Here is a 14,015-nt window from a genome sequence, read left to right on the forward strand (position 1 = left end):
GCGAGGAGGCAGTCCCATGAGCCCGCAGACCACGACCCCCACCCTGCACGAGATCCATGCCGACGACGTTCGGGAGCACACGCCCCTGCCGCATGACGTGAGCACCCAGGCCATCCCCGTCGTCATCCCCGAGGGCGCCGCCCCCGTGGTGACCGTCCACGGGCCGGTCGACGGGCGGCAGGCCGAGATCCTCACGGACGAGGCGCTGGCGTTCCTCGGCCGCCTGCACCGGCTGGCCGAGGACCGCCGCCGGCGGCTGCTCGAGGAGCGGGAGTACACCCGGCGCCGCATCACCGACGGCTGGAACCCGCACTACCTGCGGTCCACCCGCCGGGTCCGCGAGGACGACTCCTGGCGTGTGGCGCCGCTGGCCCCCGGCCTGCAGGACCGCCGCGTGGAGATCACCGGCCCCGTGGATCGGAAGATGACGATCAACGCCCTCAACTCGGGCGCCTCGGGCTGGCTCGCCGACTTCGAGGACTCCTCGACGCCGTCCTGGGACCGGATGCTGGACGGGCAGGTCAACCTGTTCGACGCGATCCGCGACCAGATCGACTTCACCTCCCCCGAGGGCAAGGAGTACCGGCTGCGCGAGCGCGAGCTCACGGACCGGCCGACCATCATCGTCCGCCCGCGCGGCTGGCACCTCCTCGAGGACCACATCCGCGTGGACGGCGAGCCGATGGCCGGCGCCCTCGTGGACTTCGGCCTGTACTTCTTCCACAACGCCGACGAGCTGATCCGCCGCGGCCACGGCCCGTACTTCTACCTGCCCAAGCTCGAGTCCCATCTCGAGGCGCGGCTGTGGAACTGCGTGTTCGTGGCGGCGCAGGACGAGCTGGGCATCCCCCAGGGCACCATCCGGGCCACCGTGCTGATCGAGACGATCACCGCGGCGTTCCAGATGGAGGAGATCCTGTACCAGCTGCGCAACCACGCCGCGGGCCTCAACGCCGGCCGCTGGGACTACATCTTCTCCATCATCAAGAACTTCCGGGACCGCGGGGCCGAGTTCGTCCTCCCGGACCGCTCGGAGGTGACCATGACCCAGCCGATGATGCGGGCCTACACGGAGCAGCTGGTCCGGGCCTGCCACCGGCGCGGCGCCTCGGCGATCGGCGGCATGTCCGCCGTGATCCCGGACCGCCGGAACGAGGAGGCCAACGCCGCCGCGCTGGAGAAGGTGCGCGCGGACAAGGCCCGCGAGGCCGGCGACGGCTTCGACGGCTCGTGGGTGGCGCACCCGGACCTCGTGCCGGTCGCCCGGGAGGAGTTCGACGCCGTGCTCGGCGAGGCCCCGAACCAGATCCGCACCCGCCGCCGCGAGGACGTGGTGCCGGACGAGGCCGCCCTGCTCGACGTCGCCGCGACCACGGGCTCGGTGACCGAGGCCGGCGTGCGGATGAACATCGAGGTCGGGATCCGCTACATCGAGTCCTGGCTGCGGGGGAACGGCGCCGCCGCGATCCACGGACTCATGGAGGACGCCGCCACGGCGGAGATCTCCCGGTCCCAGATCTGGCAGTGGGCACACAACGGCACCGGTGTGCAGCTGACCGAGGGCGGCGTGCGGACCGCCAACCGCGGCTGGATGGAGCAGCTGATCCGCGAGGAGCACGCTCGGATCCTCGCCGGCCCGCTGCCCGAGGGCCACCGGTTCGAGGACGCGGTGCGCGTGTTCTGCGAGTCGGCCCTGCCGCCGGAGTACCCGGCGTTCCTCACCCTGGGCGCGTACCGCCGGCACTTCGCCGGTCAGGACGACGCCGCGGCGAAGGCCTGATCCGCCGGGCCCCACGACGACGGCCGGTCACCTCACGAGGTGACCGGCCGTCGTCGTGCCGGGACGTCAGTCCCCGGACGTGGAGGGGGACGGCGAGGCCGAGGCCGAAGCCGACTTCGTCGGTGACGGGCTGGCCGACGCCGAGGCGGACGCCTCCGCGGCCCGCTGGGATTCGGCGGCCTCCCGCGCGGCACCCTGGAACGGCCGCGGCGGCTGGCCCGGGGCCACGGGGCCGGGGGCGCCCTCGGGGCGGTCGATCGTGGACTGGTTGTTCAGCAGCTCGTCGGGCACGCGGCCGGTGGGGATCTCCCGGGCCTGGGCCAGGGTCTCCTCGTCCATCTGCGCGTTCAGGAAGAACGGCGAGCTGAGCTTGATGACCTCCTGGAACTCACCGGCGTCCTTCAGCACGGTGTCCGCGAGGTGGTCGCGGGTCTCGGTGACGAGGGTGGTGCTCTGCGCGACCGGCGAGTTCTTCACCTGGGTGAGGCCGCCGTTGGCGTCCCCGAAGCCCTCCATGGAGCCCATGGTCACGGAGACCATCTCGCTGCCGTCCTCGGAGCAGGCCCACGCGGTGCGCTGGGGCAGCAGGGGGGCGCCGTCCTGGCCGCCGACCATGCCCGGACGGAGCAGGGCGAGCAGCCCCTTGCCGGTCTTCGGGTCGAACGTGTACTCGTCCGCCACGGCGGCGGGCTCCTCCTGGCACCACTCCAGGCGGGAGCCGTCGAGGTTGTGCTGGTAGTGGACCTGCGCCAGGGGCATGCCGGGGCTGTACTCGAAGTAGCCGTTGTAGACACAGGTGAGGAACTCGTGGGTCTCGTCCTGCGAGGCGAACAGCTGCACGATCTCGATGTTCGAGCTGTCCGGGATGTGCGTGGCGACGGCGTCCAGGGTGCGCTGGTCCAGGACGTCGCGCGTGCAGTCCATCACGGAGACGGTGTCGTTGCGGACCGCCGCCGTGTTCTTCCAGGCCTCGGTGGCGGCGCCGTCCTTGATGCCCGGGCCGACGGTCTCGAACGCCTGACGCGGCTCGGCGCGCGGGGTGCCCTCGGCGGACTCCGACGCGAGGGCCTCACGGACGCGGGACGCCGCGGCGGACGCGGGGTCGGTGGGGCTCTCCGTGGCCGAGCCGGCCGCGGCCGAGGCCGCCGATCCGCTGGGCGCCGCGGCGGTCGACGAGGCGGGCTCACCGGACTGGCCGGCCGAGCCGCAGCCGGCCAGGGCGAGGGCGAGGGCGGCGACGCCGACGGCCAGCGGGGCACGGCGGCGGGCGGGCGCGGGGTGGGTCATGGAGGCTCCTTCGACGGCATCGGCGGCCCGGCCCCGGGAGCGTGGGGCTGCGGACGGACGCTGCGCCTACGGTACCGGACCGTCCTGGACGCGGGGACGGCGATCCGTCCGGCGTCCGGCGCCGTCGATAGACTCGGCCGCGACCGCATCGTCCGCGAGGAGAAGAGGCATCCCATGTCCGAGTCCCTGATCGGCAAGAACCTGATGGAGCCGCCGGCCACGCGCCTGCCGGAGGAGCCGGAGGTGCTGGCCCGGCTCGAGGCAGGTGACCTGCCCGAGGACATCGTGCCGGTGGCGCCCGAGTCCTCCCTGGTGTGGGCGCTCATGGCGGAGGACGCGTGGGTCGAGGGCCGGACCGTGGACTCCTATGCGTACGCCCGCGTCGGCTACCACCGGGGTCTGGACGCGCTGCGCCGGGCGGGGTGGCGCGGCGCCGGCCCGGTGCCGTACGCCCACGAGCCCAACCGCGGCTTCCTGCGCGCCCTGTACGCGCTGGGCCGCGCGGCCGCCGGGATCGGGGAGTCCGAGGAGGTCGAGCGCATCCGCACCTTCCTGCGGGACTCGGACCCCACGGCCGCAGAGCAGATCGAGGCCGACCAGGGCCGCGCCCAGGGCTGAGCGGAGCCGTGGCCAAGCTCTACTTCCGCTACGGGGCCATGAACTCCGGCAAGTCCACGGGCCTGCTGCAGGCCGCCTTCAACTACGAGGAGCGCGGCCAGCGGGTGCTGCTGGCCAAGCCGGAGGTGGACGTGAAGGGGGAGGGCGACGTCGTCTCCCGCCTCGGTGTGACCCGCGCCGTGGACTTCCTCGTCCCGGCGGGCGCGGACGTGCGGGAGCTGTTCCGCCGGCACGCCACCGGTGACGACCCGGACGCCCTCGTGGGGCACGTGGAGGCCCCGCCCGTGGCGTGTCTGCTCGTGGACGAGGCACAGTTCCTCGAGCCGGCGCAGGTGGACGACCTGCTGCGCATCGCCGTGCTCGACGGCGTCCCCGTGATCGCCTACGGACTGCGCACCGACTTCCGCACCCGCTCCTTCCCGGGCTCCGCGCGGCTGCTGGAACTGGCGCACTCCCTCGAAGAGTTGAAGACCATCTGCCGGTGCGGCCGGAAGGCGGTGTTCAACACGCGCAAGGTCGTGGACCCGGCCACGGGCGCCGAGCACTTCGTGTTCGAGGGGGACCAGGTGGCGATCGACGGTGTTCAGGTGACTTACGAGTCTCTGTGCGGCACGTGCTACCTGGCCGAGTCCGGCGGTGCCCTGGGCTGAGGCGGCCATTGCCAGGCAACTGCCAGGCTGCGTGACGGCTGCGCCCATGCTCGGTTCGTACGGTGGAACCACTTCATCGAGGTGCGAGTGATGAAGGTGCGAGTGATGACAGGCGAAGGGCCCCGGTGATCCCGGGGTCCTTCGTCTGTCCGGACCCGGCCCGCATCGGCCGGCCGGCTCAGAGCGAGACGAGCAGGAGTGTGCCGCCGAAGACGAGCCCCGACGCGAGCAGCACGACCGTGGTGTACCCCAGGATGTCGCGCATCTTCAGGCCGGCGATCGCCAGAAGGGGGATCGCCCAGAACGGCTGGATCATGTTGGTCCACTGGTCGCCGTAGGAGACGGCCATGATGGTGATGGCCGGGTCCACGCCGAGCGCGTCGCCGGCCTGGAGCATGATCGGGCCCTGCACGGCGAACTGTCCGCCGCCGGAGGGGACGAAGAAGTTCACGAGGCCCGCGGCCAGGAACGCCAGCAGGCCGAACGTCACCGGGTTCGAGATCGCCACGAAGGCGTCCGAGAGCACCGCCACCAGGCCGGTGGTCGTCATCATGCCGAGGATGCCCGCGTAGAGGGGGAACTGCAGCAGGATCTCGCCCACGTTGGACGCGGCCGACTGGGTGAGGCCGATCAGCTCGTGCGGGCTGCGCACCAGCAGCAGGATCAGCGCGAGGAAGGACCAGTTGACGATGTCCAGGGTGAGGGCGCCGCCGCCGACGAAGTGCATCACCAGATAGATCACGAGCATGGCGCCGACGAGGAGCGTGGGGACACGGGAGGCGTCGAGACGGTCCGCCGGCGTCTCGATCTCCGGTGCGGACACCGCGTCCTGGTCCCGCGCGTCGATCTCCAGCTCCACGATCCGGTCCCCGGCGCGCGGGGCGACGAGGAACAGGGCCAGGGCCACGACGAGCACGGTCACCACGGCGGCGGTGATGTTCCACCAGGAGAAGGTGGTCTCCGAGACCGGGACCGTCCGGCCGCCCAGGCTCTCCGTGAGGAATGAACCGGGGGTGGCGGCCGTCAGCGGGCCGGAGCCCGAGTACCCCATGTGCCACACCACGAACCCGGAGAACCCGGCGGCCACCAGCATCGGGAAGTGCAGGACCAGCCCGCGCTCACGAGCCTGCGCCGCGACCTCCTTGGCCAGCAGCGCACCGACCACCAGGCCCAGGCCCCACGTGATGAGGGAGGCCGCCGCCGCCACCACGAACACGAAGATGTAGGCGGCCAGGGGCGTGCGGGGAATGCTGGCCAGCCGGGCGAGCAGGCGGCGCACCGGGCCGGTGTTCGCCAGGATGTGGCCGAGCATGAGCACGAGCGCCATCTGCGTGATGAACGCCAGCAGCCCGGACAGGCCGTCACCCCAGCCCACGACGACGTCGGCTGGCCCGGCCGGAGTGAGCAGCAGGCACAGGGCCGCCACCGCGAACGTGAGCACGATGGTGAACACGAGCGAGGACGGGATGAACCGCTCCATCGTCGTGTTCAGCGGGCGCATGGCGCGGCTGAAGAACGTGCCCTCGCGGGCGGCACGGCCCGAGGGTCCGGGTGCGGGCGGACGTGTGGACGTGGCGGACATGAGGCTCCTGTTCAGGACGAGAGGTCGAGGCGAGAGTGACGTGGATCACTCTAGGCGTACGGCCGTCTCGGGCAGAACGTGGGCCACGTCCATGGCCGGGCGCCTGTCCACGGAGGGTGGGCTGAGAGGGGCCCATCCTCGGCCTGGGGCGGAAGTTGGAGGTGGCGGTCCTCCGCGGAGGCATTCTCACCAGGTGACAACTCCTGTTTGACCCAGTGTGACGAGAGACACAGACTGCGGCTATGGCCTCGGTCCCAGCGCCGTGTCTGGCGGAGAGCGAGTACCGGGCCGAGACCAGATCGCTACGAACCGAGGTGCCGATGATGGTGTTTCCCGCAAAGTTCTCAGAGCTCAACGCCCTGGAGCTGTCCGACGAAGCGCGCCTGATCCTGACCAGGATCATCCGCGTCGCCTTCCCGCATCCGGACTTTCCGGACGGGCCCTATGAGCGCATGGCGCAGAAGATCATTGATGCTTCCGAGGAGTCCCGGTGGTTCCGGATGGCATTGACGCAGGGGCTGGTGACCTTGGACTCCATGAGCGACGGGCACTTCCTGGAGTTGCCTGAAGACCGGGCCCTTGCCGTCCTCAAGCGTGTCGCTGACCTGGAATTCTTCGGTTTCATCCGCCGCACGACCGTCTTGAACCTCTACGACGATCCGGAGGTCCAGGCCACGCTGGGCTACGAGGGAGAGTCGTTCTCCAAGGGCGGCTACCTGCACCGGGGTTTCAACGACCTGGCTTGGCTGCCGGACCCTCGGATCGAAGAAAGTGAGGAGCAGGTGACGGAGATCGGGCCGTTGCCCTACACCGTCGCTCCGGCCACCCCCGAGGGCGGGGTCAAGCCCGTGCCTGATCTGTTCAAGGGCACGGGCACCGTCGACGAAGGAAGCAAGCGATGAGCACGCAGGAGATCTCAGCGAGCATCGACCACGAGGATGACTCGGCAGTGGTCATTGTCGGCTCAGGGGCCGGAGGTGGCACCTTGGCCCATGAGCTGGTGGAGAAGGGGATCAAGGTCGTACTGCTCGAGGCCGGCCCCTACCTGAAGAACGAGGACTATGAGCAGGACGAATGGGCTGCGTTCAACCAGATGGCCTGGCTGGACCCACGCACTACCTCCGGCAGCTTCCGGCTCGCCCGGGACTTCCCGAACCTGCCGGCCTGGATCGTCAAGGCGGTAGGCGGCACGACCACCCACTGGTCGGGTGCGACGCCTCGATTCAAGGCCCACGAATTCAAAGCCCGCAGCACCTACGGGAGAATTGACGGGGCGAACCTGTTGGACTGGCCGATCACGTTGTCGGACCTCGAGCCCTACTACGAGCGGGCCGAGATGAAGATGGGCAGCACCCACCGACAAGGCCGACCCCCGCTGCCGGCCAACAACAACTACAAGGTCCTGGCCAACGGCGCCGAGCGTCTTGGCTATCGCCACTACGCCACCGGCCCCTATGCCACCAACGCTGAGCCCTATGATGGCCGGCCCGCCTCGATTCAAGACGGGTTCAACTTCCAGGGCGACAAGCACGGGTCGAAGTGGTCGATCATGGTCTCCGAGATCCCCAAATCCCTGCGCACCGGGCTGCTGGACCTGCGCCCCGAGTCCCAGGCCGTGCAGATCACCCACAGCCCCGAGGGGCGAGTGGACGGGGTGCTCTACTCCGATGCTGAAGGCAACCTGCACCGACAGAAGGCACGCATCGTCGCGGTGGCCGGCAACGCCATCGAGACGCCGCGTCTGCTGTTGCTCTCCGCCTCCCCGCTGTTCCCTGACGGGCTGGCCAACTCCTCCGGGCAGCTGGGCCGGAACTATATGCGCCACACCACTGGTTCGGTCTACGCCCAGTTCGACGAGCCGGTGAACATGTACCGCGGAGAGACCATGGCCGGGCTGATCGCCGATGAATCCCGCCACGACGTCGACCGTGGATTCGCCGGCGGCTACTACATGGAGACGATCTCCCTGGGTCCGGCGTTCCTGGCCAGCTTCGCCGACCCGGGTGCGTGGGGTCCGGACTTCACGGCACTGCTCGACGGGTACCGCAACACCGCCGGACTCTGGATCGTGGGGGAGGACATGCCCCAGGAGACGAACCGGGTGAGCCTGAACACCACCGTGACCGACCGCCTGGGGTTGCCGGTGCCCAACGTGCACTTCGATGACCACCCCAACGACGTGGCCATGCGCGAGCACGGCTATCAGCAGGGCTCCCTGCTCTATGAGGCTGTCGGGTCTGTGTCGGCCCACCACGCGCCGCCGTATCCCTCCACCCACAACCTGGGCACCGCACGCATGAGCGAACGGCCTGAGGACGGCGTCGTCAACCAGTTCGGCCAGGCACACGACGTCCCGAACCTGTTCATCTCCGACGGGTCCCAGTTCACCACCGGGGCGGCTGCCAACCCCACACTCACGATCGTGGCGTTGGCCATCCGGCAGGCCGAGTACATCGCCGACCAGATGGCTGCCTCCGAACTCTGAGCCCAGCGGCTCTGCTCGCCCCGTGCGGTCTCCCAGTGCATCGGGAGACCGCGCGGGCGTCTCAGATTGCGGCGATGTCTTGCAACAGGGAGGCCCCTCGCAGAGCCCGTCCGACCCGCCCCGCGGTGTCCCGCAGCAGCACCGCCATCTGGGCCGAGTGGGAGGAGAAGTACGCGGGGTCCATGGACACGGCCACGGATCCCACAGTCTGACCTGTCGAGGACAGCACCGGGGCGGCCATGCAGCAGGCCCCCTGCACGAACTCCTCACGCTCCACGGCGATGCCCCTCCGAGTGACCTGCTCCAGCTGGTCCTCCAGCTGCCCGGGATCAGTGGTGGTGGCCGCGGTCAGGGCCGGCTGCCCGTGCCGTTGCAGATAGATGGCGCGTCGCTCCGCGTCCATCGCCGAAAGCAGGACCTTGCCGAACGCGGTGGCGTGGGCGGCCTTGTTGAATCCGAACCCCATAGGGGTGATCCGGGGGTGGGCGGGTGAATCCACCACGTAGGCGACGACGATGTCCTCCCCCCGGTGCACAGCGTAGTAGGCGGCAGCATCCGCGCGGGAATGCAGCTCCTGGATGAGTCGAGCCACTGCCGGGGGCGTACCGACCTGTCGCCGCAGGGAGGTGTCCAAGGCGTGCAGTTTGTAGCCCAGGCCGTAACGGCTCTCCTCCCGCAGATGCACCACGTGCCCAGAGGCCACCAGGGTCTTCAGCATCCGATAGACCGTCGGCAGGGGCATCTGCAGGGCTGCGGCGATCTCCTTGGCCGTCATCCCTCGGCTGTCGGTGGCCACCACGTCGAGCAGGGCGAATGCCTTGCGGACTGATGCGAGCCCATCGAGCGCGTCGTTGTGTCCCATACATGCATCTTGGCGGTCCATGTCCTCGTCGGCCACCATGAACCTGCAACGGCCGGGCCCTGTGCCACCGGGCCCGGCCACTGCGACGGGTGAGAGGCGGCTCAGTCGATCGCCAGTTCGCCCATCCGATCCCAGGTATTGCCTTCGATCTGACGACTGATGATCCGTGGAGTCTCCACCAGCGCCTGCCGCATCTGCTGCATCGCGTTCTGAAAATGCTCGCTGTTCACGTGGGCCTCGGCCGCGTCATCCTCAAAAGCCTCGACCAGGATGAACTCGTTCGGGTTCTCCACGCTGCGGGACCATTCGAACCACAAGTTGCCTGGCTCGTGGCGGGTGTCTCGGGTGAACGAGGAGGTCAGATCCAGCCACCGGTCGGACCAGTCAGGTTTGACGGTGAACTTGACGACGATGAAGATCACGGGCGCAGTCCTTTCTGTGGGTTGCCGACCTCAGAGGCCAGCAGAGCCGGTGCTCTCGGACGATGCTCGGGCCGGGCGTGGCGCGGAGCCAACGAGCGTTATCACTCCGCGATATCCGGCGCAGACTGCCGGTGCCTGGGACTCCTACGGTGAGACTCCCGTCACCATCTGACACAGAAGGGCGACCCCCGTGTTGAGAAGCCTCGAAGACGTGCTCACCAAGCCGGGCCAGGTGAGCGGCCGAGCCCTGGACCGCCATGCAGCGGCCGCCGACGCCTCACACTTCCTGCTCGTCCCCGAGGCCGTCGTCACCCCCACTGACGCGGCTGAAGTCGGAGCGCTGATGCGGGCCAGTGCCGCTCAGGGCGTGTCTCTGACGTTCCGGTCCGGGGGTACAAGCCTGAGTGGGCAAGCCGTCACCGACAGCGTCCTGGTGGATGTGCGCAAGAATTTCCGCGACATCGAAGTCCTCGACGAGGGTGCCCGGGTGCGTGTGCGCCCGGGTGCGACCGTGCGCCAGGTCAATGCCCGGCTCGCCCGCCACGGCCGGCGGCTGGGTCCAGATCCGGCGTCGGAGGCGGCCTGCACCATCGGCGGGGTGGTGGCCAACAACTCCTCGGGCATGAACTGCGGCATCACCGAGAACACCTATCAGACTCTGGAGTCCATGACCCTGGTCCTGCCCTCGGGCACGGTGATCGACACTGCGGCACCGGACGCCGACGGCATACTTCGCCACCACGAGCCCCACCTGTACCGGGGATTGGCCCAGCTGGCCGACCGGGTTCGTTCCGACTCGGCATCTGTGGCCACCGTGCGCCGTCAGTTCTCCATGAAGAACACCATGGGCTACGGACTCAACGCCCTGCTGGACTTCGATACCCCCGCTCAGATCCTGGCGCACTTGGCCATCGGCAGTGAGGGAACTCTCGGTTTCGTCGCTGAAGCCGTCTTCCGTACCGTGGTCCGGCCCACCCACTCGGCCACCGCCCTGCTGGTGTTCGAGGAACTCCAGGCTGCCAACGAGGCGCTGCCCGCCCTTGTAGACTCCCGCGCTGCCACCGTGGAGCTGCTCGACGCCACCTCACTGCGCGTGGGTCAGCGGCTCACGGGCACCCCGCCGATCGTCCGGGACCTGCGCGTCCAAGATCACGCCGCCCTGCTCGTGGAGTACTCGGCCACGACCGCCGAGCAGCTCGAGGAGCTGCGGCAGCACGGTGAGGCCCTCACGGGCCGCATCGGCCTGTCTCAGCCAGCCGGCTTCACCACGGACGCCGACGCCCGGGCCGTTCTCTGGCACCTGCGCAAGGGCCTCTACGCATCGGTTGCCGGCGCACGCCCGCAGGGCACCACTGCCCTGCTCGAGGACATCGTCGTGCCCGTTCCGGCCCTGGGCCGGACCTGTACTGCCCTGACACAGCTGTTCGACCGATACGACTACCGAGACAGCGTCATCTTCGGCCATGCCAAGGACGGCAACGTCCACTTCATGCTCACCGACGACTTCGCCGACCCTGCCCGTCTGCAGCGCTACAGCGACTTCACCGAGGACATGGTCGATCTCGTCCTCGGTGAGGGCGGCTCACTCAAGGCCGAGCACGGCACCGGCCGTGTGATGGCCCCCTATGTCCGTCGGCAGTACGGGGATGAGCTCTACGGCGTCATGCGAGAGATCAAACAGCTCTGCGACCCCGGAGGGGTCTTGAATCCCGGGGTACTCCTCAATGACGACCCCCAGGCCCACCTGCGGCACATCAAGGCCGAGCCGTCGGTGGCCGAAGAAGTCGACCGCTGCGTGTCCTGCGGCTACTGCGAGCCGGTCTGTCCCAGCCGCGACCTCACACTGACTCCCCGCCAGAGGATCGTGACCCTGCGAGCCATCAGGAGCGCACGTCTGGCAGGCGACGAGGCGCTGGCACAGTCACTGGAGGAGGACTACGACTACGCTGCGGTGCAGACCTGCGCCGTGGACGGGATGTGTCAGACCGCCTGCCCTGTGGAGATCAACACCGGCGACCTCGTGAAGCGCCTGCGCCGCCAGGAGACCGGCGCCGTTGCCCAGGCCGGATGGAACCTTGCTGCCCAGCACTGGGGCACAGCCAGCATCGTGGCCGGGCGCGCTCTGGACCTCGCCGCCAAACTCCCCGCGGCTGCGACCATCACGGCGAATCAGCTCGTCCGCCGAATCGCCGGCGCCGACACCGTCCCGCTGTACTCGCCGGAACTCCCTCGGGGTGGAGGACGGCGGCGTCGGCCCGCCCCGGTAGGTGAACCGGTGGCGGTCTACTTCCCCGCGTGCGTTTCCGCGATGTTCGGCCCAGCCCAGCCCGGCACCGGCGCTCCCGGTGCCGCGGGGGTCCAGGACAGTGTGCTCGCCCTGGCCCAGAGGGCAGGGGTCGAACTGCTCGTCCCGAGCGACATTGACGCCCTGTGCTGCGGGACGCCCTGGTCCTCCAAGGGCAAGCACACCGGACAGGAGACCATCACGGCCCGGACCATCGCCGCCCTTCGCAGGGACAGCGACCACGGGCGACTGCCCATCGTCTGCGACGCTTCTTCCTGCACGGAAGGCCTGCGCCACGCGTTGGAGGTCGAAGTACCGCCTGCAGGGCAACAGCCGCTGCGTATTCTCGACGCCGTTGAATTCACCGCTGAACACCTGTTGCCGAGGCTGCCGGAACCCCGCCGGATCCCGTCCCTCACACTTCACCCCACCTGCTCATCCACCCGCATGGGGCTGAACCCTGCACTGGCCCGAGTCGCGGAGGCCATCGCTGAGGACGTCCAGATCCCCGACGACTGGGGCTGCTGTGCGTTTGCCGGAGACCGTGGGCTCCTGCACCCGGAACTGACCGCCTCGGCGACGGCCCGCCAGGCCGAGCAGGTTCAAGCCATCGACGCCTCAGCCCACGCATCCTGCAACCGCACATGTGAACTCGGGATGTCTCGCGCCACCGGGTACCCATATTCACACGTACTTGAACTGCTCAACCAGAGCACCATCGCCGGTGGTTGAACGCCATTCCGCGAAGCCTCAATCGGAAACCGTGACGGCGGCAGCGTGAGACGCGTCCTCCGGCGCTCTATCTCCGTGTGGGGGGACTGTCGGAGGTCTACGGGCCCTGGCTGGCCGCGTGGACCTGGCATCGACGCAGGGTGTGGGCACTGGTCTGTCCGGGGGCTGACTCGAGGACTTTTGTTCGTACCCTGTCTGTCATGGCCACCCCTCTCCTGGAGCTCGCCGCGAGTCGAGGCGTCTGCTTCCCGCTGCGAGCCCGCCGGCTGACCCTCACCCCGTTCCGGGGTCTCGATGCACCCGCCGTGTGGGGCTTCTGCCGTCTCGAGCAGGTGTGGACGTGGACCTCGGGCCGTCCGGAGAGTGAGGGCGCGCTGCGCGAGTCCTACCTCGGGGCGGGGGACCGCCTCACCGTGCGGGCCGGAGACGTCATCGTCGGTGTCGGGAAGGTCGCGGTGCAGGACGCGTGGAGTCAGGACGGCCCGCAGGAGGAAGCCCGGGACGCCCAGGCCGAGCTCGGCTGGACGATCGATCCGCGCCAGGCCGGGCAGGGCTATGGCACCGAGCTTGCGCGAGCCCTGCTGGGCTTCGCGTTCGACGATCTGGGTGTGCGACGCGTGGAGGCTCATGCCTTCGCGGACAACGCTCCGAGTCTGCGCATCATGGAGAAGGTGGGGATGCGTCACGAGGGCACGTTCAAGGAGGAGTCTCTGCATCTCACGCGCGGCTGGGTGGATGGCGCCACCTACGCGATGCTCGCCTCGGAGTTCCATTCGCCCCTTACGCAGGAGTGATCCCGGCGGCCACGACCGCATGATCTGCCGCTCCACCGCCGAGGGCCGTGTGCCAGCAGGGGGCTGTGAGCCGGGTGGGGAATGAGCGTGAGTGGCGGTGGCGCATCGGTGTGGCACCTCCCCTGGTGGGTTCGGCTGGTGTGTTCGCGGGGCTGCGGCAGGATCTGGGACTGGGGTGGGGTTTGACGCTGGTGGCCGTCACGGCCCTCGGGGCGATGCTCGCCTTGCGAGGGGTGCATCACCGGGTCGAGGCGGAGCAGGCTCGCCGCAACGTGTTTGACGCCGGAGCCGGCTCCACCGCGTGGGTGATGCTGCTGATGGGGGCCGCGGTCATTCCGGGGCTGGTGCTGAACGCGATCGACGACGCCGGCGTCCGGGCGGTCGTGGCCGGTTGTAAGCGGCCATGAAAAGCTGCCCATAGGTGGCCAGGGAATGACCCGCTGACGGCCATGAGGACTGCCCAGTGATGGCCACGGGAACTGCCCGGTGCTGGCCATCTGGTTTGCCCGCGTTGCTCGT

Annotated in this window: 12 protein-coding genes; 8 read left to right on the top strand and 4 right to left on the bottom strand. The window is 69.3% G+C overall.

Annotation, left to right across the window (positions count from 1 at the left end; translation table 11 throughout):
* Positions 1-16 precede the first annotated feature (16 nt).
* The gene (gene aceB / locus J1M40_RS07335) at positions 17-1,780 is read left to right on the top strand and encodes a malate synthase A (RefSeq protein WP_080772563.1); all 1,764 of its coding nucleotides are present in this window, start codon (positions 17-19) and stop codon (positions 1,778-1,780) included.
* A 66-nt stretch (positions 1,781-1,846) separates the two neighbouring features.
* Here the strand turns inward: aceB and J1M40_RS07340 are convergent, their stop codons facing one another.
* A complete protein-coding gene (locus tag J1M40_RS07340; protein ID WP_141843450.1) occupies positions 1,847-3,067 on the bottom strand; it encodes a hypothetical protein in 1,221 nt (406 codons plus the stop codon).
* 174 nt (positions 3,068-3,241) lie between these two features.
* On the opposite strand from J1M40_RS07340, the gene J1M40_RS07345 reads away from it, so the two are divergent.
* Together J1M40_RS07345 and J1M40_RS07350 are read left to right on the top strand one after the other, a co-directional pair.
* A complete protein-coding gene (locus J1M40_RS07345) occupies positions 3,242-3,685 on the top strand; it encodes a DUF3151 domain-containing protein (protein WP_129867025.1) in 444 nt (147 codons plus the stop codon).
* A gap of 8 nt (positions 3,686-3,693) precedes the next feature.
* Positions 3,694-4,335, top strand: a complete 642-nt coding sequence (locus J1M40_RS07350) for a thymidine kinase (protein WP_010079593.1) — start codon at positions 3,694-3,696, stop codon at positions 4,333-4,335.
* Between the two features lie 178 nt (positions 4,336-4,513).
* On the opposite strand, the gene J1M40_RS07355 is transcribed toward J1M40_RS07350, so the two are convergent.
* Positions 4,514-5,836, bottom strand: a complete 1,323-nt coding sequence (locus tag J1M40_RS07355) for a short-chain fatty acid transporter (RefSeq protein ID WP_206450649.1) — start codon at positions 5,834-5,836, stop codon at positions 4,514-4,516.
* A 401-nt stretch (positions 5,837-6,237) separates the two neighbouring features.
* Between J1M40_RS07355 and J1M40_RS07360 the strand changes: the two genes are divergently transcribed.
* Both J1M40_RS07360 and J1M40_RS07365 read left to right on the top strand, forming a co-directional pair.
* Positions 6,238-6,819 carry a hypothetical protein gene (locus tag J1M40_RS07360; protein WP_241252152.1) on the top strand — a complete coding sequence of 194 codons (582 nt, stop codon included), beginning with the start codon at positions 6,238-6,240 and terminating at the stop codon, positions 6,817-6,819.
* Positions 6,816-8,402, top strand: a complete 1,587-nt coding sequence (locus J1M40_RS07365) for a GMC family oxidoreductase (RefSeq protein ID WP_041104410.1) — start codon at positions 6,816-6,818, stop codon at positions 8,400-8,402. The genes J1M40_RS07360 and J1M40_RS07365 overlap by 4 nt, the downstream gene beginning before the upstream one ends.
* A 61-nt stretch (positions 8,403-8,463) precedes the next feature.
* On the opposite strand, the gene J1M40_RS07370 is transcribed toward J1M40_RS07365, so the two are convergent.
* Together J1M40_RS07370 and J1M40_RS07375 are read right to left on the bottom strand one after the other, a co-directional pair.
* Positions 8,464-9,264, bottom strand: coding sequence for an IclR family transcriptional regulator (locus tag J1M40_RS07370; protein WP_041104465.1), 801 nt, complete (start codon positions 9,262-9,264; stop codon positions 8,464-8,466).
* 101 nt (positions 9,265-9,365) lie between these two features.
* A complete protein-coding gene (locus tag J1M40_RS07375) occupies positions 9,366-9,686 on the bottom strand; it encodes a putative quinol monooxygenase (protein WP_041104412.1) in 321 nt (106 codons plus the stop codon).
* 211 nt (positions 9,687-9,897) lie between these two features.
* On the opposite strand from J1M40_RS07375, the gene J1M40_RS07380 reads away from it, so the two are divergent.
* The 3 genes from J1M40_RS07380 to J1M40_RS07390 all read left to right on the top strand — a co-directional run bounded on the left by J1M40_RS07380 (position 9,898) and on the right by J1M40_RS07390 (position 13,903).
* A complete protein-coding gene (locus J1M40_RS07380; protein WP_236557999.1) occupies positions 9,898-12,702 on the top strand; it encodes an FAD-binding and (Fe-S)-binding domain-containing protein in 2,805 nt (934 codons plus the stop codon).
* Between the two features lie 200 nt (positions 12,703-12,902).
* Positions 12,903-13,496: a GNAT family N-acetyltransferase gene (locus J1M40_RS07385; protein WP_020626742.1), complete on the top strand. Its 594-nt coding sequence runs from the start codon at positions 12,903-12,905 to the stop codon at positions 13,494-13,496.
* Between the two features lie 110 nt (positions 13,497-13,606).
* Positions 13,607-13,903 (top strand): hypothetical protein, encoded by a 297-nt coding sequence (locus J1M40_RS07390; protein WP_241252153.1) that lies wholly within the window; start codon positions 13,607-13,609, stop codon positions 13,901-13,903.
* Positions 13,904-14,015 lie beyond the last annotated feature (112 nt).

The sequence above is a fragment of the Micrococcus sp. KRD026 genome (assembly GCF_017168445.1).
In the GTDB taxonomy this organism is placed as follows: Bacteria; Actinomycetota; Actinomycetes; order Actinomycetales; family Micrococcaceae; genus Micrococcus; species Micrococcus luteus.

Coding starts and splice junctions, on each gene's coding strand:
- J1M40_RS07385 (WP_020626742.1), top strand. CDS start 12,903: ATGGCCACCCCTCTCCTGGAGCTCGCCGCGAGTCGAGGCGTCTGCTTC.
- J1M40_RS07355 (WP_206450649.1), bottom strand. CDS start 5,836: ATGCGCCCGCTGAACACGACGATGGAGCGGTTCATCCCGTCCTCGCTC.
- J1M40_RS07365 (WP_041104410.1), top strand. CDS start 6,816: ATGAGCACGCAGGAGATCTCAGCGAGCATCGACCACGAGGATGACTCG.
- J1M40_RS07340 (WP_141843450.1), bottom strand. CDS start 3,067: ATGACCCACCCCGCGCCCGCCCGCCGCCGTGCCCCGCTGGCCGTCGGC.
- J1M40_RS07345 (WP_129867025.1), top strand. CDS start 3,242: ATGTCCGAGTCCCTGATCGGCAAGAACCTGATGGAGCCGCCGGCCACG.
- J1M40_RS07360 (WP_241252152.1), top strand. CDS start 6,238: ATGATGGTGTTTCCCGCAAAGTTCTCAGAGCTCAACGCCCTGGAGCTG.
- aceB (WP_080772563.1), top strand. CDS start 17: ATGAGCCCGCAGACCACGACCCCCACCCTGCACGAGATCCATGCCGAC.
- J1M40_RS07370 (WP_041104465.1), bottom strand. CDS start 9,264: ATGGGACACAACGACGCGCTCGATGGGCTCGCATCAGTCCGCAAGGCA.